The organism is Shinella sp. 838 (genome assembly GCF_029623935.1).
Taxonomy (GTDB): Bacteria; Pseudomonadota; Alphaproteobacteria; order Rhizobiales; family Rhizobiaceae; genus Shinella.
This window is the reverse complement of sequence record NZ_JARSBQ010000014.1, coordinates 163,621-183,520: the sequence shown is the minus strand read 5'-3', so window position 1 is coordinate 183,520 and position 19,900 is coordinate 163,621. Positions and strand designations below refer to the sequence as shown.

Below are 19,900 nucleotides of genomic sequence, written 5' to 3'. Positions count from 1 at the left end.
GAGACCGTCACCATCGAGGGCCTGGAAGGCGACATCAAGCCGCGCGAGAAGAAGATCGCAACCATCACCTATGCCGACGGCACCGTGAAAAACGTCCCCCTCCTCTGCCGCATCGATACCCTCGACGAGGTCACATACATGAACAACGGCGGTATCCTGCAAACCGTCCTGAGAGACCTCGCAGCTTGAACGGTTTCAGTGCCCCACCCGCCGCCGTCATCCTCGGGTTAAACCCGAGGATCCATGCGGCACCTGCGTGCTGTGGATGGTCAGGTCAAGCCCGACCATGACGGAGGGGAGGTTGGGCAGACTTGATCGACAGTCTCATGCCGGGGTTTTGCAAACCCCGGCATTTCTATTTTCCGGAGCATTTTTCTCAGCTATGAAGCTCACTCCATCGTGACTTCCTGTTGAAGCGGCAAGCGCGTATGACGGGCTCAAAAGGCTGGCCATTGCCGGCGCTCCACTGGAAATGATCATGCCGAGACCGCATATATCGCACTGTCTGGCGATCCTGCTGATGCTGGGAGCCGGCATTGACGCTGCCCATGCCGGGGAGACCATTCGTCCCAAGGGTGTCGTCGAGCTGTTCACCAGCCAGGGGTGCTCGTCCTGCCCGCCCGCCGACAAGGCGCTGGAGACGCTGGCGCGCGAGGGCGAGGTGGTCGCGCTCTCCTACCATGTCGACTACTGGAACTATCTCGGCTGGGCCGACACGCTCGCCTCCAAGGACAATACCGACCGGCAATATGCCTATGCCCGCATGTTCGGCCGCAACGGCGTCTACACGCCGCAAGCCGTGCTGAACGGCCGCGAGCACATCAACGGCGCCGACATCACCGGCATCCGCTCGCGGATCAGCGCCATGCCCGGCGAGAGCAAGGGCCTCGAAGTGCCTGTCGATGTCGAGGTGAAGAACGACGAACTGCGCATCCGCGTCGGCCCCGGCGAAGGCAAGGCCAACATCGTCATCGCCTATTTCGAGCGCGAGCGCACGATCAACATCGACAAGGGCGAGAACCGCGGCAAGACCGTGAACTACTGGCACGCCGTCACCGACATGGAGACGATCGGCATGTGGGAGGGCAAGGAGACCAACCTGGTCCTGCCTGCCGACATGCTGAAGAAGAAAAAGAAGTCCGGCGGCTGCGCCGTGCTGCTCCAGCGCATGCGCACGGCCGATACGCCCGGCGCCATCCTGGGCGCGACGGTGCTGACCGGCGACAAGGCTACGCGATAACATCCGCATAGGGCGCAGCGCCTGCGGGCTGCTTTGCGGAAACAGTTTGGGAAAAACGAACAACCTGGAGCGCGCAAGCGTTTCAGGGGAGGTCCGGTCCGGCTTCTTCGAGGGGCTTGGGGCTTGAGGGTTCGAAGAAAGACGGACCGGACCTGGACGAAGTCACCGGCAACGGAATACAGGGCGACTTCGACAGACGCCGCCCGTACCGCGCCGGCTTCCCGCACAAGGCAGCGGGCCGGTACAAGCTGCGACCGGCGAACTCTCTCCTGTAATTTGGGCGTCTGTTTGTCTGAATTGCGGCGAGACGGATTTTTGCGAAACCGCCCGGATCGACCAGCCGCCTTGCATTTCGACACCGCTCAGGCACACTGTCATCGAGCCGTCATGCACCAAGCGCGGAGATTCGATGACCGACCAGCCGGATTTGCAGGCTTCCAACGTCGTGGTCGACCTGCTGGACTATCGAAACGGCAGGGACCCGCTGCCGGTGACCTTCCATCGACGCGAGCTCGACGCAATCCTCTGGGTCTACGGCCGCATGGTCGGCGAGGGAGAGTGGCGGGATTATGCCATCGACCATCTGCGCGACAGGGCGGTGTTCTCTGTCTTCAAGCGTTCCGGCGAAATGCCGCTCTACCGCATCGAGAAGAACCCCAAGCTCGCTGCCAAGCAGGGTGCCTACAGCGTCATCAACACGCACGGCACCATCCTGAAGCGCGGCCATGAGCTGAAACAGGTGCTGAAGGTCTTCGACAAGGTGCTCCGTCTCGTCGAGACGTGAAGCCTTACGCCATCGTTCCCGGAAAAACCGCCGCCGAGGGCTCGGTTTGCGCACCGTCGCCGAGCGCGCGCTGCATGAAGACCGTGTCGAGCCAGCGCCCGTGCTTGAAGCCGGTTGCCGTCATGTGACCGCTATGCACGAAACCCGCCGCGCTGTGCACGGCGATGGAGGCGGGGTGCGCCCCACCGATGACCGCCACCATCTGCCGGAAGCCGAGCTCCGTGCAGCGGCGGATCAGTTCGGCCAGCAGCGCCTTGCCGACGCCCTTGCCGCGTGCTTCCGGCGCCAGATAGACCGAATCCTCGACCAGCCAGCGATAGGCCGGCCGCGTGCGGAAGGCCGACGCATAGGCATAACCGAGGATGAGGCCGGTCTGCTCCACCGCAACGATGTAGGGATAGCCCCTGTCGGTGATCGCCTTGAATCGAACTTCCATCTCGTCGAGCGACGGCGGATCGATCTCGTAGCTCGCCACCCCGTTCAGCACGGATTCGCGGTAGATTTCGGTGAAGGCGGAAATATCGCCGAGGGCGGCGGTGCGGATGACGAAGCTCATGGAAGCCTCAAGGTCTCGAAGGCGATTTCAGAAAAAGCGAGCGCCGGTTTTGCGTCCGAAACGGCCTGAAAACAAGAGAAGGATGTGGAATGGAGCGCCCATCCCACATCCGTTCTCGATTTTACGTCCTCACACCGTCGGTCAGGCGCCGTAGACGATCAAAAGGTCCTTGGCATCGATCTGGTCGCCGGCGCGCACCAGAACCTCGGAAATCGTGCCGTCCTTTTCCGCATGCAGCGCCGTTTCCATCTTCATCGCCTCGATGGAGAGCAGCACGTCACCGGCCTTGACCGACTGGCCGGCCGAAACCGAGACCGTCGAGATGACGCCGGGCATCGGCGCGCCGAGATGCGCGGCATTGGCGGTATCGGCCTTCCGACGCACGGCCGAGGTGGCGGCACGGTTGCGATCCGGCACCTTGATGAGGCGCGGCTGGCCGTTCAGCTCGAAGAACACCTTGACCATGCCCTGCGCGTCCGGCTCGCTCCTCGCCTGGTGCAGAATGACGAGGGACTTGCCCTTCTCGATTTCTGGCTGGAGCTCCTCACCCGGCGCAAGCCCGTAGAAATAGGCCGGCGTCGGCAGCACGCTGACCGGACCGTACATGTCGGCGGCCGTTGCGTAGTCGGTGAAGACCTTCGGATACATCAGATACGAGGCGAACTCGAAATCGTCGACCTTGCGCTCCAGCTTGTCTTCGATGGCCTTGCGCTCGGCATCGAGATCGGCGGCCGGCAGCAGCGAGCCGGGCACGGCCGTATAGGCCGCCTCGCCCTTCAGCGCCTTCTTCTGGAGGCCTGCCGGCCAGCCGCCCGGGGGCTGGCCGAGGTCGCCCTTCAGCATGGAGACGACGGAATCCGGGAAGGCGATGTCTTTTGCCGGGTTTTCCACGTCGGCCACGGTGAGATCCTGGCTGACCATCATCAGCGCCATGTCGCCGACCACCTTGGACGACGGCGTCACCTTGACGATGTCGCCGAACATCTGGTTGGCGTCGGCATAGGCCTGGGCGACACGGTGCCACTTGGTCTCGAGGCCGAGCGAGCGCGCCTGTTCCTTGAGATTGGTGAACTGGCCGCCCGGCATCTCGTGCAGGTAGACTTCCGAGGCCGGCCCCTTGAGGTCGCTTTCAAAGGCAGCGTACTGGAATCGGACGGCCTCCCAATAGAAGGAAATGCGACGGATCCATTCCGGATCAAGGCCCGGATCCCGTTCGGACCCCTTCAACGCCTCGACGATCGAGCCGAGGCAAGGCTGGGACGTGTTGCCGGACAGTGCGTCCATCGCCGCATCCACCACGTCGGCACCGGCTTCGACGGCCGCAAGCACGGTCGCGGCCGCGATACCCGACGTGTCGTGGGTATGGAAATGGATCGGCAGGTCCGTTGCCTCGCGCAGCGCCTTGAAGAGCACGCGCGCGGCCGCCGGCTTCAGAAGACCGGCCATGTCCTTGACAGCGATCATATGAGCACCGGCCTTTTCGAGATCGCTCGCAAGGGCCGTGTAGTATTTCAGGTCGTATTTCGGGCGGGCGGAATTGAGAAGGTCGCCGGTATAGCAGATCGCCGCCTCGCAGATGCGGTTCTCCTCCGCCACCGCGTCCATCGACACACGCATGTTGTCGACCCAGTTGAGGCAGTCGAAGACGCGGAAAACGTCGATGCCGCCCTTCGCCGCCTGACGGACGAAGTATTTGACGACATTGTCGGGATAGTTCTTGTAGCCGACGCCGTTCGCCCCGCGCAGCAACATCTGGAGCAGCAGGTTCGGCGCGTCCTCGCGGATGCGGGCGAGGCGATCCCACGGGTCTTCCGTCAAGAAGCGCATGGAGACGTCGAAGGTGGCGCCCCCCCAACATTCCAGCGAGAAGAGCTGCGGCAACGCCCGCGCATAGGTACCGGCGACACGCGCGATGTCGTGGGTGCGCATGCGGGTGGCCAGCAGCGACTGGTGGCCATCGCGCATGGTCGTATCGGTGAGGAAGACCTGGTTCTGCGCGCGCACCCATTCGGCGAACTTCTTCGGCCCGAGCTCGTCGAGCTTCTGCTTGGTGCCGGCGGGGATATCGCCCTCGATGAAGGGCACGACGGGCTTGGCGACATCGGCCGGCGGCTTCGGACGGCCCTTGGCTTCCGGGTGGCCGTTGACGGTGACGTCGGCGAGATAGGTGAGCAGTTTCGTCGCGCGGTCCTGGCGCTTTACCTGCTGGAAGAGCTCCGGCGTCGTGTCGATGAAGCGGGTCGTATAGCTGTTGTCACGGAATTTCTCGTGGCCGATGATCGCCTCGAGGAAGGTGAGATTGGTGGCGACACCGCGGATGCGGAACTCGCGCAGCGCGCGGTCCATGCGGGTGATGGCCTCCAACGGCCCCGGCGCCCAGGCCGTGACCTTGACGAGCAGCGGATCGTAGAAGCGGGTGATGACCGCGCCCGGATAGGCCGTGCCGCCGTCCAGACGGATGCCGAAGCCGGAGGCCGAGCGGTAGCCGGTGATGCGGCCATAGTCGGGAATGAAGTTCTGTTCCGGGTCTTCCGTGGTGATGCGGCACTGCAGCGCATGGCCATTGAGGCGGATGTCTTCCTGCTTGGGAACGCCGGATTCCGGCGTGCCGATCGCCTCGCCGTCGAGGATGTGAATCTGCGCCTTGACGATGTCGATGCCAGTCACGACCTCCGTGACGGTGTGCTCGACCTGGATGCGCGGGTTCACCTCGATGAAGTAGAACTTTCCGGTATCGACATCCATCAGGTATTCGACCGTGCCGGCGCCGACATAGTTGGTCGCCCGGGCGATCTTCAGCGAATAGTCGGCCAGTTCCTGGCGCTGCGCCTGGGAAAGGTAAGGCGCAGGCGCCCGCTCGACGACCTTCTGGTTGCGGCGCTGGATGGAGCAGTCACGCTCGAAGAGATGCACGACATTGCCGTGGGTATCGCCGAGGATCTGGCTTTCGACGTGACGGGCGCGCTCGACGAGCTTTTCAAGATAGACCTCGTCCTTGCCGAAGGCGGCCTTGGCCTCGCGCTTGGCTTCCGTCACCTCGCGGATCAGGTCCTTCGGATCGCGGATGGCGCGCATGCCGCGTCCGCCGCCGCCCCAGGAGGCCTTGAGCATGACGGGATAGCCGATTTCGGTGGCCAGACGGTGGATTTCCGTCTCGTCATCCGGCAGCGGATCGGTGGCGGGCACGACGGGTACGCCGACGGAAATGGCGAGATTGCGCGCCGCGACCTTGTTGCCGAGCTGGCGCATCGTATCGGGCCGCGGGCCGATGAAGGTGATGCCGGCAGCATCGCACGCATCGACGAATTCCGGGCTTTCCGACAGGAGGCCGTAGCCGGGATGGATCGCGTCAGCACCGGAAAGCCTGGCGACGCGGATCACCTCGTCGATCGACAGGTAGCTCTCGATGGGGCCGAGATCCCGCGAAAGATGCGAGCCGCGGCCGATCTGGTAGCTTTCGTCCGCCTTGAAGCGATGCAGCGCCAGTTTGTCCTCTTCCGCCCATATCGCGACCGTTTTGAGCCCCAGTTCATTGGCCGCGCGGAACACGCGAATGGCGATTTCAGAACGGTTGGCGACAAGGATCTTGGAAATGGGCAAGTCGGACTCCTCAATGACTTGGAAGCGGGAAATGCTGCACCCGCGAAGAGAATTATTAGCGGGTAATTTTCAAAGTTCAATTTTGGAGTCGCCATCCGGCGAAAGATTTGCGGCGGAGAGCGCAATTTCTGCAAAGACAGGCCGAGGCCGGCGCAAGGCTCTTGCGCAGATCAATGGGGATACGGCGTTTTCGTAAAGCGCGGTTCGCCACGAAGGCTCAGGAGACGAGCCCCAGCCGGAAGGCAATGGCGATGGCATGGTGCCGGTTGCGCGCACCGAGCTTTTCCTGGATGCCGTTCATGTACCAGTCCACCGTATGGCTGGATATGCCGAGAACACGGCCGATGTCGTGGGAGGTCATGCCTTCGGCAAGCAGGCTGAGCGCCTCCATTTCGCGGCGCGTCAATTCCACATCCACCACCGCCGAAAGACGGGCGGCAGCGTCCGGATCGGCGGCATGGATGAGCTTCCAGTAGAGCCGTCGCGCGATGCTGTCGAACAGCCCGACCTCCACGCTCTCCAGATCGATCGGCTTGCCGCCGAGGCTGAGGCTGCCGAGAAGCCCCCGGCGGCCGTGAACGGGGAAGACGTAGCCATCCTCCAGCCCATTCTGGCGCGCATCCACCATCATGCGCTCCATGCGCTTGCGATGCGGGCTGAGGCGGAAAGCACCGAGCGTGTCGCGCCAGCGGAAACCTGCCTGTGCATGGCCGAGATAACGCACCGTCGGATCGACCTGCATATAGCGCTTGCGCATATAGGTTTCCGGCCAGCCCTTGGGCCAGTGGCCGGCAAGCAAGAGGCTCGGCGGATCCTCCACCGGCTTCGGCGCCTGGAGAAGCCCGTAGTAATCGAACCCATACAACTTGATGAGACGTTCGAACTCGGCCGTGGTTTCCTCCCGGCCGCGCAACTCGTCGATCAGTGCAAGAAACTGCACCAGCAAGTTGATCTTCATGTGCCCCGCGCTTGAATAGCTTTGTTAAGCAACTGATAAAGCTGAACCCGGCCGCAATCGACCCAAGCGCCCCATTCATTGTCCCCATCTGACAGATGGCAGGAAGGCGGCGGGAAAATCAATCGCTTTGCATGCATGGCAGACCTGAAATCGCATAATCACGCAAGATTTCACCCGAGTCATGAAATTTGCTTGACTGGGAAGAACTTTTGCCTCTTCCGCTGATTAATACGCTGAGCCAAGGGACAGAAGGTGCCAACGCTGCACCGCACAACAGGTATCGCCGGAAAGGCCCGCATTCGTGTCTTTGTTTCAGGTCTATGCAAGAGCCCTCAGCTATCTCGGGGTCTACAAGCTCCGCGTCGGCTCGGTCGTCGCCGCCAACATCGTGCTCGCGGTGATCGCCATTGCCGAGCCGATCCTGTTTGGCCGCATCATCGATGCCATTTCCACCAAGGGCGACGTGACGCCCATGCTGCTCCTGTGGGCTGGTTTCGGCCTGTTCAACACGATCGCCTTCGTGCTCGTTGCGCGCGAGGCCGACAGGCTGGCGCATGGCCGGCGGGCGAGCCTGCTGACGGAAGCCTTCGGCCGCATCATCTCCATGCCGCTCGCCTGGCATAGCCAGCGCGGCACCTCCAATGCGCTTCACACCCTGCTGCGCGCCTGCGAAACGCTGTTCGGCCTCTGGCTCGAATTCATGCGTACACACCTTGCCACCGCCGTCGCGCTCGTCCTGCTCATTCCCACGGCATTTGTGATGGACTACCGCCTCTCGCTGGTGCTCGTGGTGCTCGGCGTGCTCTATGTCATAATCGGCAAGGTCGTGATGAACCGCACCCGCGAGGGCCAGGCTTCGGTCGAAAACCATTATCACACCGTCTTCTCCCATGTGTCGGATTCGATCAGCAACGTCTCGGTCGTGCATAGCTACAACCGAATCGAGGCCGAAACGCGGGAGTTGAAGCGTTTTGCCGAGCGACTGATCAATGCGCAGTATCCGGTGCTCGACTGGTGGGCACTCGCCAGCGCCCTCAACCGCATCGCCTCGACGATCTCGATGATGACGATCCTCGTCATCGGCACGGTGCTCGTGCAGCGGGGCGAGATCAAGGTGGGCGACGTCATTGCCTTCATCGGCTTCGCCGGCCTGCTGATCGGTCGCCTCGACCAGATGAAGGCCTTCGCCACGCAGATCTTCGAAGCGCGTGCGAAGCTGGAAGACTTCTTTTCGCTGGAGGACGCCGTCAAGGAGCGCGAGGAACCGACCGGCGCGGGCGATCTCGGCGACGTCAAGGGCAAGGTCGAGTACCGCAACATCAGCTTTGACTTCGCCAACGCCACCCAGGGTGTCAACGACGTCTCCTTCACGGTGGAGGCCGGCCAGACCGTCGCCATCGTCGGCCCGACGGGTGCCGGCAAGACGACGCTGGTCAACCTGCTGCAGCGCGTCTACGAGCCGAAGTCCGGCCAGATCCTCATCGACGGTGTCGACATCTCGACGGTGACACGCAAATCGCTGCGCCGCTCGATCGCCACCGTGTTCCAGGATGCGGGCCTGCTCAACCGCTCGATCTCCGACAATATCCGCCTCGGGCGCGAAGGCGCCACACAGGAAGAAATCGAGGCGGCGGCGGCGGCGGCGGCGGCAGGCGATTTCATCACCTCACGCCAGAGCGGCTACGAGACCCATGTCGGCGAGCGCGGAAACCGCCTTTCGGGTGGCGAGCGCCAGCGCATCGCGATTGCCCGTGCAATCCTGAAGAACGCACCGATCCTTGTGCTCGACGAGGCGACCAGTGCGCTCGACGTAGAGACGGAGGCGCGCGTCAAGGCGGCCATCGATTCCCTGCGCCGCAACCGCACGACCTTCATCATCGCGCACCGCCTGTCGACGGTCCGCGAAGCCGATCTCGTCGTCTTCATGGATCACGGCAAGATCGCCGAAATGGGGACGTTCGACGACCTCAGCCAGAGCAACGGCCGCTTCGCCGCCCTGCTGCGCGCCAGCGGCATCCTGACGGATGACGACGTGCGCAAGAGCCACACGGCCGCCTGAACCGCCGTCATCGCTTCGGCGTATCGCTTTTGACCGGCAGGGCCTTCAGGCCCTGCCGTTTCGCATTCTGGGCGATGACGGCGGCCTGCCAGTCGAGGTACCGCGCATAGGCGAAATGCAACGCAATGCCGACGATGGCATAGAGCGTGCCGAGGATCGGGTTCTTGCCCGTGACGAACATCATCACCTGTCCCACCATGGCGAGGATCGTGCCGAAAATGAAGACGGCGAGCGAATGCCGTCCGACCGCGACAAGCGGGTGGGAGAGCGGCAGCGCCGCCCAGTTCGAAAGGGCCGGGATGACCGCCAACAGATAGGCCCCTGCCAGCACATGGAGAAGGCGGGTCGTTGAAAGAAAGGTCTTGTCGAAGCCGGTGAGCACGGCAGGCAAGCCATAGGAAAAGTCGATGTTCCACCAGGAGAACACGACCCAGACGAACGAGACGGCGAGATAGGTCGCCGAGAGCGCCATCATGACCGGATTGCGCGAAAAACCCTTCTTCTTCGCGCGCAGCACACCGACAAAACCGATGACGAAGAGGAACTGCCAGGACAGCGGATTGAGGAACCAGTAACCGTCGTCGAGAAAATTCGACGGCGCGATCTGCCAGATGCCCGCACAGAGCCAGAGCGTGCCGGAGACGGCGAGCAACAGGTAGGCGCTGCGCTGGTAGAGCCAGAGAAATCCCGGCAGCATCAGGAAGACCACGGCATACATGGAGAGGATGTTGTTGTAGCCGAACTGGTGGCCGAGCAGCACCATGCTGACGACGCCCTGCTCCGTGCGGTCGACGACGGCACGCAGGTTGATCTCCGACAGGAGATCCGGCCGGCTGAACCACAGCGCCCCGCCGGCAAAGATGGCGAAAGTGATGACGCTCATCATGATATGGGCGACATAGAGCGTGAGGGCGCGGCGCAAGATGCGCAGCGTCACCGCCAGCCGTTCGCCGATGGCGAAGCGCGATCCATAGGCAAGGCCGACCGACATGCCCGATATCAGCACGAAGGCTTCCGCCGAATCGGAAAAGCCGAAATTCTTGTGCGTCAGGTGCTCCAGATACTGGCCGGGAACGTGATTGACGAAGATCGTCAGGAGGGCGAGGGCCCTGAAAACGTCGAGGCGCGTGTCGCGTTGCCGCGGCACGACGCCCGTCGGTCCTTGTCTGTCTGTCATGATACTCTGATCCACATGGCGTGAATCAGAGCAAATAACCCTCGTTTGAAGATTTGATGACAGAGCCGTTCACAGTTGTTTGCCATCCCCCGTCACCGCCACGCTCGACGCGGATCGACAGTTTCCTGCCGTCAAGATCGAGCGTCGCCTCATAGCCGTCCCACGAGGCCGGCAGCACCGGATTGACGAAAAGACGGCCACCTTCCTTGCGGATCCCCAGAATGCCTTCCACCGCGGCGCGGTAGAGCCAGCCGGCCGAGCCCGTATACCAGGTCCAGCCGCCACGCCCCGTGCGCTCACCTTCGCCGTAGACGTCGGCGGCGACGACGTAGGGTTCCACGCGATAGAGCTCGGCGGCTTCGGGCGTCAGCGCGTGGTTGACGGGGTTGAGGATGTTGAAGCAGGCCCAGGCATCCTCCGCCCGGCCGAGGCGGGCAAGCGCCAGCACGACCCAGGTCGAGGCATGGGTATACTGCCCACCATTTTCCCGCACGCCCGGCGGATAGGCCTTGATGTAGCCCGGATCCTGCGGCGTCTCGACAAAGGGCGGCGTGAACAGGCGGATGATTCCGTTCTCCCGGTCAACCAGCTCGGCCATGACTGCATCCATCGCCTGCCGCGAACGCGCCACATCACCGACAGCGGACAGGACGCTCCAGCTCTGCGCGATGGAATCGATCCGGCATTCGGCGCTTTCGGCCGAACCGAGCGGCGTGCCGTCATCGAAGTAGCCGCGGCGGTAGTAGCCTCCGTCCCAGCCCGTGGTTTCCAGCACGACCTTGAGGCGGCCGAGATGCTCCTGCCACTGGTCCGCGCGCGGTTGGTCGCCACGCTCGCGGGCGACCGGAATGAAGCCCGAGAGCGTGCCGGCCAGGAACCAGCCGAGCCAGACGCTCGTGCCCCGGCCCGCCTCGCCGACGCGGTTCATGCCGTCGTTCCAGTCACCGCCGAGGATGAGCGGCAAGCCGTTCTCTCCGGTGCGACGAAGCGCAAGATCGAGCGCACGGGCGCAATGTTCGTAGAGGGATGCCTCTTCCCCCGAGCGTTCCGGTGTGTAGAAGGCATCGTGCTGGCCCTCCGCAAGCGGAGCGCCCTGGATGAAGGCCAGCGTCTCATCGAGAATCCCGCGGTCGCCGGTGGTGCGGCAGTAATACTCCACCGCATGGGCGAGCCACACCACGTCGTCGGAAATCATGGTGCGCACACCGGCACCGCTGTCGGGCAGCCACCAGTGCTGCACGTCACCTTCGACGAACTGGCGCGCTGCCGCATTGAGGATCTGGCGGCGGGCCAGTTCCGGCCGGTGAAGCACAAAGGCCAGCGTATCCTGCAGCTGGTCGCGGAAGCCGTAGGCGCCGCTCGCCTGATAGAAGGCCGACCGGGCCTGGATACGGCAACCGAGCGCCTGATAGGGCAGCCAGTCGTTGACCATCCGGTCGAGCGCCGCATCCGGCGTCTTGACCTGCAGCGTTCCGGTGAAATCGCTCCAGTAGGCGCGGACGGTGGCCATGACTGCGTCGAAATCAGCCGAGCGGCTCTTTTCGGCAAGCGCCCTGGCACCGTCGGCGTCGGCCGTATCGCCGAGCACGAAGAGCAGTTCACGCTTCTCGCCGGGCTTCAGCACGATCTCGACCGCGAGCGCCGCGCAGGGATCGCCAATGCCCTCGGCCGCACCCGACAGCGCCTGCCCTGCCACGACCGCACCCGGCAGCACGATATCGCCGCCACGGCCGATGAACTCACGACGCTTGGCGGTGAAGCCTGCGACCGGCGCATCGACGGCGAAGAAGCTGGTTCTTCCCGCAAAATCGAAGCTGTAGGGATTGGTGGCAAAGAGCGCACCGCTCTCCTCGTCATGGCTGGTCAGCACGAAGGGCGCGGTCTTCGCCGGGTTGTTGCCGAGCACCCATTCGACATAGCCATAGACCGTCAGGCTGCGCTCTGTCTCACCGGTGTTCTTGAGGGCGAGACGGGAATATTTGACCGGCTCTTCCGGATCGACCGTCTGCACGAGATCGAGTTCGATACCGTCCTCCCAGCTGCGGAACGCGGAATAGCCGAGGCCATGCCAGGTTTCGAACTTGACCGACTTCTTGCGCGACAGGGCGGCAAACGGCGTGGCGACCGTACCGCGGTCGTTGTCCCGTATGTAGAAAGCCTCGCCCGGGCGGTTGATGACAGGATCGTTCGTCCAGTGCGTCAGCTGGAAATCGCGCGAATTGCGGCTCCAGGTGTAGCTCGCGCCTTCTGCAGAAACATGGAAGCCGAAATGCTGGTTGGCGATGACGTTGATCCACGGCTGAGGCGTCGCCTCGCCGCCGCGAAGGCGCACGGCATATTCCCGGCGCTCCTCGTTGAAACCGCCGAAACCGTTCCAGAAGGTCAGGCCCTTGCCGTCGATCTCCACCGGTTCATCGGCGACCGGGGCGGGCAGTTTCGGCACCGGCGCCGGCGTTGCTTCCGCCTTCGCCTCTTCCTCGCCGCGCGGTGTCGAGAAGAGGGAGACCGTGCGGGCGATCTGGTCGGAAAGCGTGCCGTTGCGGGCGTGGAAGACGGCGCGGGCCGTCGCCAGCAGCGCCTGCCAGGTGGTGACGTCCATCAGGTCGCGGCGCACCGTGAAGACATGCTGGCGCGCACCGTCGGACTGGCTGCGGATGCGCAGGTTCTCGCACATATGGTCGAGCGTGTGCTGCATGTCCTGCGCATAGGAGGCGGCGCGCTCGTTGAGGATGACGAGATCCGCGACGACGCCGCGATGACGCAGGTAATCCTGCGCGCGCAGCGCCTCGCGGGCGACTTCCACGTCGATCTCATCGTTGATGCGCAGCACGAAGATCGGGAAATCGCCCGAGATCGCCAGCGGCCAGAGCGCTGACTGGGCGGTGAGGCCGTTCTCGATCGTGCCGGTGTCGGCCCTGAGATGCATGTCCGGATAGGTGAGGTAGCGGCCGAGCATCTGGAAGCTCGCCGCTTCCTGAGAGGTGACGCCGACATGGCGCATATGCACCTGCGAGCGCGTCCAGGCATGGATCATTTCGTGGTTGAAACTGTCCGGATGGCGATAGCGGTCGATGGCGGCATCCACCTCCGCGCGGCTCGGGGCCGCAACGGTCCAGAAGATGACCTTGACCTTCTTGCCCGCCGGCACGCGCACCACGCGGCGCAGCGCCATGACCGGATCGAGCGTAAAGCCGTCCGTGCCCGAAAGCTGCGCGCCCGGTTCGAAGGCGGCGGCGGTCGTCAGCGAGCGGCCACGGCCGACGAAGCGGCGGCGGTCGGTCTCGACCTCGGTGCGGCGCGAGGGACCGGCATTGTCCACGATGAGATGGGCGATGGACATGTCCGGTTCGTTCGGATTGCGCTTCTGCCGCTCGGCACGGATGACGTCGCCGCGCTTGCCGATCTCCGTCTTGATGAACATTTTCGAGAACATCGGATGGGCGTTGTCGGCCTCGTCCGTCGAGATGACGGGCTCCATATAGGACGTCACTTCGATGAAGCGGTCTTCCGGCCCGGTGTTGAGCAGCGTCAGGCGGCGGCCTTCGGCGTCGTGCTCGGTGGCGACGATGCACTCGACCTCGCTGGTCAGCGTGCCGACGGTCTTGATGAATTCCGCCTTGTCGTCGCCGAACTGGGTTTTCGTGACCTCACCCTCGATGCGCTTCGGCTCAGCGGTAGCGGACCACCACTCATTCGTCGCGGTATCGCGCAGGAAGAGGAAGGAACCCCAGCGGTCCTCGGTCGGATCAGGCTTCCAGCGCGTGACGGACTGGCCGTTCCAGCGCGAATAGCCGGCACCGGTGGCCGTCAGCATGACGGCATAGTGGCCGTTCGACAGGAAGACGGTCTCGCGCTCCTTGGAGAAGGGCTCCTTGATGATGCGGATTTCCGGGCGCAGCAAATCGGCCTGCGTGCTGCCAACGGTTTCCGGCTCGCGCTTGGCGTTGATGACAGGAATGTCGCGCGGCGCCTTTTCCTGCAGCAGCAGTTCGGCCGCCTCGATGACGGGGTCGGCGTGGAAGCGTTCGCGCAGCGCGCCGTTGAAGACGACGTTGGCGACGGCGGCGATCGACATGCCGTGATGGTGCGCCATGTAGTTCTTCACCACGGCGCAGGTTTTTCCTTCGGGCACGCGGGTCGGCGTAAAGTCGACGGCATCGTGGAAGCCGTAAACGCCGAGCGCGCCGAGTTTGCGCAGGCGTTCGAGGTTTTCCAGCGCCGCCGTCGGGGCATATTGCGTCGCCAGCAGCGAGGCATAGGGCGCGATGACGGCATTCTGGCCGAGGCCGCGCTTGAGGCCGAGCGTCGGCACGCCGAAATTGGTGTACTGGTAGGTCAGCTCGTGGTCGCGGGCGTTGAAGGCCGCTTCCGAAATGCCCCAGGGCGTGCCGAGGCGGCGGCCGTGGTTCATCTGCTCGACGACGACGAGATTGTTCGTCTGGTTCAGGATGCCGCCCTGGCGCTCCTGCATGACGAGCGGCGGCATCAGGTATTCGAACATCGAGCCGGACCAGGAGACCAGTGCCCCACGCGAGCCGACCGGCACGACCGGACGGCCGAGCTTGTACCAGTGCTCGGTGGGAAGGTCTCCCTTGGCGATGGCGAAGAGGCTGGTGAGGCGCGCTTCGGAAGCGAGCAGGTCGTAGCAGGCCTCGTCGAGTTCGTTGGTCTCGACGCGGTAGCCGATCGACAACAGGCGGCGCTCCGGCCGGAAGAGGAAGCCGAAATCCATTGTGAAGGCGATGTCGCGCGAGCGGTCGCGCAGCACGATGAGGCGTTCGCGCAGGCCCTCGATGCTGCCGAGGTCGAAAACGCTGTCGGCGATATGCGCCTCGCAGGTCGAGACCAGCGCGCCGGCCCATTTGGCAAGCTCGCCGCTCTCAGCCGATTTGATCTCGTGGTCGAGGTTGACGATCAGCTTGTTGACGTCGCGTGCCAGCACCGAGAGGTTGATGACGCGGATGGAGGCGAACTCATGCTCGCGCTTGACTGCGGCAAGCGCATTCTGGAAGCCGGCGATACGCTCCTCGATGAGGCGGCGCAGCGGACGCACGGTCTTCCGGTCATCCGGCAGGTCCTTCAGCGTCTCGGAGAGGATCGAGGCAACGTCGCCGATGCCGTCAAGGCTGCCCTGAAGATGCGCCGAGGGGGCTTCGGCCCATTCGCGGCACATAGAGGAGATGGCGATGAGGTGACCCGCGAGGTTGCCGCTGTCGACCGCCGAAACGTAGCGCGGTCCCAGCGTTTCCAGCGTGTTGGTGCGATACCAGTTGTAGAGGTGGCCGCGATATTTCGGCATGCCGTCGATGGTGGCGATCGTCTGTTCAAGGCGGCGGACCGTTTCCTCGAAGCTGATCCAGCCAAAATCGCGCGCGGAGATGACCGAGAGCAGATAGACGCCGATATTGGTCGGCGAGGTGCGCTCGGCGAGCACCGGTTGCGGCGTCTCCTGGAAATTGTCCGGCGGCAGGTAGTGCTGTTCGGCCGTGACGAACTCTTCGAAGTAGCGCCAGGTGCGACGGGCGATCTTGCGCAGCTCCGTTGCAACATAATCGGAAACGACGAGCTGGTCCTCGGTCTCGGCTGTCTGGCTGACATACCAGGCGATCATGGGCGACAGAGCCCAGACGAGAGCAAAGGGAATGCCGATGTAAGGAAGGCCCGTATCCGAAATCATGGCAAGCGCCACGGAAAGGGCGGCAAGCGCCGGAGCCTGCCACATCGACTTGTAATGGGCGAGAATACCGCCGCGCGCCGCGCTGTCGGCCTGCGCGGCCGTGCGCCATTCCAGCATCAGCTTGCGGCTGACCAGCGTGCGATAGAGCGAACGCACGATGGCATCGGCCATCAGCGCCGCCGAATGGGCGATGAAGACGATACGCAGCGCCACCTGTGCGTTGGCCGCCCGGATGTCGGAGATCACGCGATGCACGTGCGCGCGGGCGACAATGTCGTTGCGGCGCGGCATGACGCCTGAAATCAGCGAGAGCGTCGGGGCGACGAAAAGCAGGAAGATCAGCACGAGCTGCCAGATCAGCGCCTGGCGCGGCTCCATGTAGTACCAGCCCATCACGGAGGCGACGAGCCAGCCGATCGGGATGAGGCTGCGGCGCAGGTTGTCGTACATCTTCCAGCGACCGAGCATGGAAATGCCGCTCGACGGGCCGAAAATATACGGCAGCAGCTGCCAGTCGCCACGCGCCCAGCGATGCTGGCGCGATGTTTCGACGCCGTAGCGCGTCGGGAAATCCTCGACCAGCTCGACATCCGTCACCAGCGCGCAATGCGCCAAGGAGCCTTCGAGCAGGTCGTGGCTGAGCACCGAGTTTTCCTCGATGCGGCCCTTCACCGCCGCCTCGAAGGCGTCGACATGGTAGAGGCCCTTGCCGGTGAACGTGCCTTCGCCGGCGAAATCCTGGTAGACGTCGGACACCGTGAAGACATAGGGGTCGATGCCGCGGTCGGCGGAGAAGATGCGCTGGAAGGTCGAGGCTTCCTTGCCCGTCGTCAGGGACGGCGTGACGCGCGGCTGCAAAATGCTGTAGCCGGCGGTGACTTCGTTCTTTTCCGTGTCGATGACCGGACGGTTGATCGGGTGGTGCAGCTTGCCGACGAGCTTGGTCACCGCATCGCGCATCAGGCGCGTGTCGGAATCGAGCGTCATGACGTATTTCACGTCCGCCGGCACGATGTTGGCGCCCGGCAGGAAGGTCGTGTCGCCGTCACCCCGCAGAAGGAGGTTCAGCTCGTGCAGCTTGCCGCGCTTGCGCTCCCAGCCCATCCAGCACCCCTCGGACGGGTTGAACAGGCGGCGGCGGTGCAGGAGATAAAAGCGCGTGCGGCCGTCATAGGCATAGCGCGCCGAAAGCGTCGCGATCTCGCGCTTGGCATAATCGAGCACGTCGAGATCGGCGGGGGATTCCTCCGCCTGGCTGTCCGCCCAGTCGCTGAGCAGCGAGAAATAGATCTCGCCGCGCGGATTGGCGAGATAGTGGACTTCGAGATTGCGCACCAGTTCGTCGACATGGTCGCGCTTGGAGATCAGACACGGCACGACGACGAGCGTGCGCGCATCCTCGGGAATCCCGTCCTTGAACTCGTAGCCGACAAGGCGCGACGGCGTGACGAAGAAGGTGACAAGCGTGTTGAACAGGCCCGTCGCCCCTTCGGACGCCGGCAGCGCGAAAAGCACCAGCATGATCAGCCATGCGCCGTCGGGAATGTCGAGCTGATCGAGGAAATAATAGACCGCGATCATCGCCAGCAGCGTCAGGATGATATTGGGTCCGGCAATGGCGAACCAGTCGAGCTTGCGGCCGAAACGCACGATGCGCTGGACGATCGACGGCCGGTAGCCGATGCGCTTTTCGAGCAGCTTCCGCTTCTTGCCCACGAGGAAGGCGGCGACATTGGCCTCGTAGTCGAGGTCCTCGACATGCGCCGCGGCGTCTTCCGCGGTCATCGCCAGTGCCGTCTCGGTCACCTCAAGCTCGGTCTTGCCGGATCTGCGGGCGAAGCGCTCGATCGTGTTGCGATACTTGTTGCGCGAGCCGAAATCGAGGTCGCTGTAGTCGGACCCCTGGCGCAGCGCCTCGTCGAGGCGGCTGACGCTTTCGAACCAGACCGGCCACTCGGTATCGTCCACCGAGCGCAGGCTCTTGATGAGCGAACTCATCGTGACGTTGCCGGAGGAGAGGCGGTTGTTCTCCGCGACGATCAGTTCTTCGAGGTCGCTGCCGCGGCTCTCGATCTTGCGCTCCAGCCACTGGATCACCGCGCCGGAGGCCTGGAGGCCGTCGCGCAGGCGATAAAGCAGCTGGATGACGAACGTATTGTCCTCGATGAAGCTTTCCAGCGACTGGAGATGCGCGATGGACTTTTCCGGATCGTTGAGGCGGATCAGCTCATCGGCCACCTCGTTGGCCTTGAAACGCATCTTGCGCGAACGCTCGACGCGGCTGGAAATGCGGCGGAGGTTTTCAAGCAGCACGAAGCGGATGAAGGAGGGCAGCGCCCAGAGCTCGCCGATCTTCAGCGCGTCGATCTTCTGGAAGCCCTGAACAAAAGCCGTCAGCCCCTCATGCGAGACGCCGCTATGGGTGTGCGCGACATAGAGCCAGGCAAGCGCCAGCGTGCGCGGCATCACCTGCCCTTCGATCTCGATGGTCGGAAGCTGGCGATAGAAGCGGCGCGGAAAATCGCGTCGCACTTCCTGGATCGCCTCTTCGACGACGTAGTAGTTGTCGAGCAGCCATTCGGCCGCCGGCGTGATCTGCGCACCGGCTTCGACATCCTTGGCCGTGGCGCGATAGACGCGAAAGATTTCCTTCTCGTTTTCCTTGTGCCGGGCGCGGAATTCGAAAGGGTGGAAGCCGGGCAGCGCCGCGGTCTTGTCGCGCGCCAGCGCTTCACCGCAATCGGCGAGCTCCTCCAGCGACAGATAGGTGGCGCGGATCGAATCGTTATAATCGATCTGCTTGGCGTCGGCGTCGCGCGAAGGGGCTTGCGGCGTATTGTGAAGGGGCATGTTTCTGATTCTGGATCCGGCCATATGGAACCATCCGGCGACGGCCTTTGCGCCGAACGGTTTTTTGCGGGCAGGTTTCATCTCGGTGCCGCGATCAGCCATGTGACCAAACAGCGCCCGGACGGCGCGATTGGAATGGACATGGCTCAAGCGACACGCTGGTTGGCATCCTGGCCGCGTGGTGCATGAAAACGGCATTTTTTAGCCGTAAGGACAGAGACTTGCAACATGTCAACATGACCGGATGGCGCAGCATCGACCCTCATCTGCGGTTTTGGTGAATCGTGCGCCCTCGCAGGAGGCGAGCGGACACAAGGAGCAGGGGAATGGCAAATGGATGCGGCAGGAAAAAGTTCCCGCCCGCCCATCTGGCTGCCCGCCAAGCTGTGTCCAAACCGCCGAACGGAGCCTTGCACCATTGACTCGGTGCCGGCGCCAAGCCAGTTTGACGCCGTCAGGGTCTTCCGAGTCGATTGGCTCGGAGGCTAAGAGGGAAGCCGGTGCGATGCTCCGAAAGGAGCACCAAGACCGGCGCTGCCCCCGCAACTGTGAACGGCGAGCTGCTGTCGCTCCATGCCACTGGTGGATTTCACCGGGAAGGCGAGACAGACGCGATGACCCGCAAGCCAGGAGACCTGCCCTGACAGTCGTAACGTCCATGGGCGGGGTGTCCCAGTGGTGCGCTTGCTTGTCGCCTCCGGGCGAAGTTCCAGCAGCGTGCGTCCGGTCATCCCCCAATTTTCCGATTGGGGAAGAAATGCTTGCCATCACCGACAATGGTTTCGCCGGGAAACCGGAATCCATCTTCATCTCCTGGCTGCTCTGGCAGCCACACGGCGCCGACCTTGCCGTCGAGGCGCTGAAGGAGGTCCAGAAACTCTCGCGCTATGAAAAGGTCGATCCCGACATCGCCAGACTGAAGGCGCTGTTCGCCTCCCTGGCCGGGTCGAATCGACCGATGCACTGACTGCTAAGGCATAAAGACATATTGACATAAAG

The 19,900-nt window shown here is 63.5% G+C and carries 10 protein-coding genes and 1 riboswitch; of the genes, 5 read left to right on the top strand and 5 right to left on the bottom strand.

Features of this window, described 5'->3' with window-relative positions:
* The 3 genes from P9A16_RS29765 to P9A16_RS29755 form a co-directional block, all read left to right on the top strand.
* On the top strand, nt 1–189 hold a 189-nt coding region (locus tag P9A16_RS29765; RefSeq protein WP_278026274.1), incomplete at its 5' end, for a hypothetical protein.
* 331 nt (nt 190–520) lie between these two features.
* Nucleotides 521–1,240 carry a DUF1223 domain-containing protein gene (locus tag P9A16_RS29760; RefSeq protein WP_245290180.1) on the top strand — a complete coding sequence of 240 codons (720 nt, stop codon included), beginning with the start codon at nt 521–523 and terminating at the stop codon, nt 1,238–1,240.
* A 409-nt stretch (nt 1,241–1,649) separates the two neighbouring features.
* The gene (locus tag P9A16_RS29755) at nt 1,650–2,024 is read left to right on the top strand and encodes a DUF2794 domain-containing protein (protein WP_023516198.1); all 375 of its coding nucleotides are present in this window, start codon (nt 1,650–1,652) and stop codon (nt 2,022–2,024) included.
* Between the two features lie 4 nt (nt 2,025–2,028).
* On the opposite strand, the gene P9A16_RS29750 is transcribed toward P9A16_RS29755, so the two are convergent.
* The 3 genes from P9A16_RS29750 to P9A16_RS29740 all read right to left on the bottom strand — a co-directional run bounded on the left by P9A16_RS29750 (nt 2,029) and on the right by P9A16_RS29740 (nt 7,138).
* On the bottom strand, nt 2,029–2,580 hold the full coding sequence (locus tag P9A16_RS29750) for a GNAT family N-acetyltransferase (protein ID WP_023516199.1): 552 nt from the start codon (nt 2,578–2,580) through the stop codon (nt 2,029–2,031).
* 141 nt (nt 2,581–2,721) lie between these two features.
* Complete coding sequence (gene pyc, locus P9A16_RS29745) at nt 2,722–6,180, bottom strand: pyruvate carboxylase (RefSeq protein WP_023516200.1); 3,459 nt, start codon at nt 6,178–6,180, stop codon at nt 2,722–2,724.
* A 217-nt stretch (nt 6,181–6,397) separates the two neighbouring features.
* Nucleotides 6,398–7,138 (bottom strand): LuxR family transcriptional regulator, encoded by a 741-nt coding sequence (locus P9A16_RS29740; protein WP_023516201.1) that lies wholly within the window; start codon nt 7,136–7,138, stop codon nt 6,398–6,400.
* A gap of 301 nt (nt 7,139–7,439) precedes the next feature.
* On the opposite strand from P9A16_RS29740, the gene P9A16_RS29735 reads away from it, so the two are divergent.
* Entirely contained in the window at nt 7,440–9,197 is a 1,758-nt protein-coding gene (locus P9A16_RS29735; RefSeq protein ID WP_024271351.1) for a glucan ABC transporter ATP-binding protein/ permease, read from the top strand.
* A 7-nt stretch (nt 9,198–9,204) separates the two neighbouring features.
* Here the strand turns inward: P9A16_RS29735 and P9A16_RS29730 are convergent, their stop codons facing one another.
* On the bottom strand, nt 9,205–10,374 hold the full coding sequence (locus P9A16_RS29730) for an OpgC family protein (RefSeq protein WP_023514827.1): 1,170 nt from the start codon (nt 10,372–10,374) through the stop codon (nt 9,205–9,207).
* 25 nt (nt 10,375–10,399) lie between these two features.
* Nucleotides 10,400–18,901, bottom strand: coding sequence for a GH36-type glycosyl hydrolase domain-containing protein (locus tag P9A16_RS29725; RefSeq protein ID WP_037408997.1), 8,502 nt, complete (start codon nt 18,899–18,901; stop codon nt 10,400–10,402).
* Between the two features lie 440 nt (nt 18,902–19,341).
* Nucleotides 19,342–19,558: riboswitch (cobalamin riboswitch) on the top strand.
* Nucleotides 19,559–19,658: 100 nt separating this feature from the next.
* Here P9A16_RS29725 and P9A16_RS29720 point away from each other — a divergent pair.
* Nucleotides 19,659–19,868, top strand: coding sequence for a hypothetical protein (locus P9A16_RS29720; RefSeq protein ID WP_023514825.1), 210 nt, complete (start codon nt 19,659–19,661; stop codon nt 19,866–19,868).
* Nucleotides 19,869–19,900: the final 32 nt, after the last annotated feature.

What these genes read in the sequence shown, in the direction of transcription:
- P9A16_RS29760 (WP_245290180.1), top strand. Translation starts at nt 521, where the DNA reads ATGCTGGGAGCCGGCATTGACGCTGCCCATGCCGGGGAGACCATTCGT.
- P9A16_RS29755 (WP_023516198.1), top strand. Translation starts at nt 1,650, where the DNA reads ATGACCGACCAGCCGGATTTGCAGGCTTCCAACGTCGTGGTCGACCTG.
- P9A16_RS29750 (WP_023516199.1), bottom strand. Translation starts at nt 2,580, where the DNA reads ATGAGCTTCGTCATCCGCACCGCCGCCCTCGGCGATATTTCCGCCTTC.
- P9A16_RS29740 (WP_023516201.1), bottom strand. Translation starts at nt 7,138, where the DNA reads ATGAAGATCAACTTGCTGGTGCAGTTTCTTGCACTGATCGACGAGTTG.
- P9A16_RS29730 (WP_023514827.1), bottom strand. Translation starts at nt 10,374, where the DNA reads ATGACAGACAGACAAGGACCGACGGGCGTCGTGCCGCGGCAACGCGAC.
- P9A16_RS29725 (WP_037408997.1), bottom strand. Translation starts at nt 18,901, where the DNA reads ATGCCCCTTCACAATACGCCGCAAGCCCCTTCGCGCGACGCCGACGCC.
- P9A16_RS29720 (WP_023514825.1), top strand. Translation starts at nt 19,659, where the DNA reads ATGCTTGCCATCACCGACAATGGTTTCGCCGGGAAACCGGAATCCATC.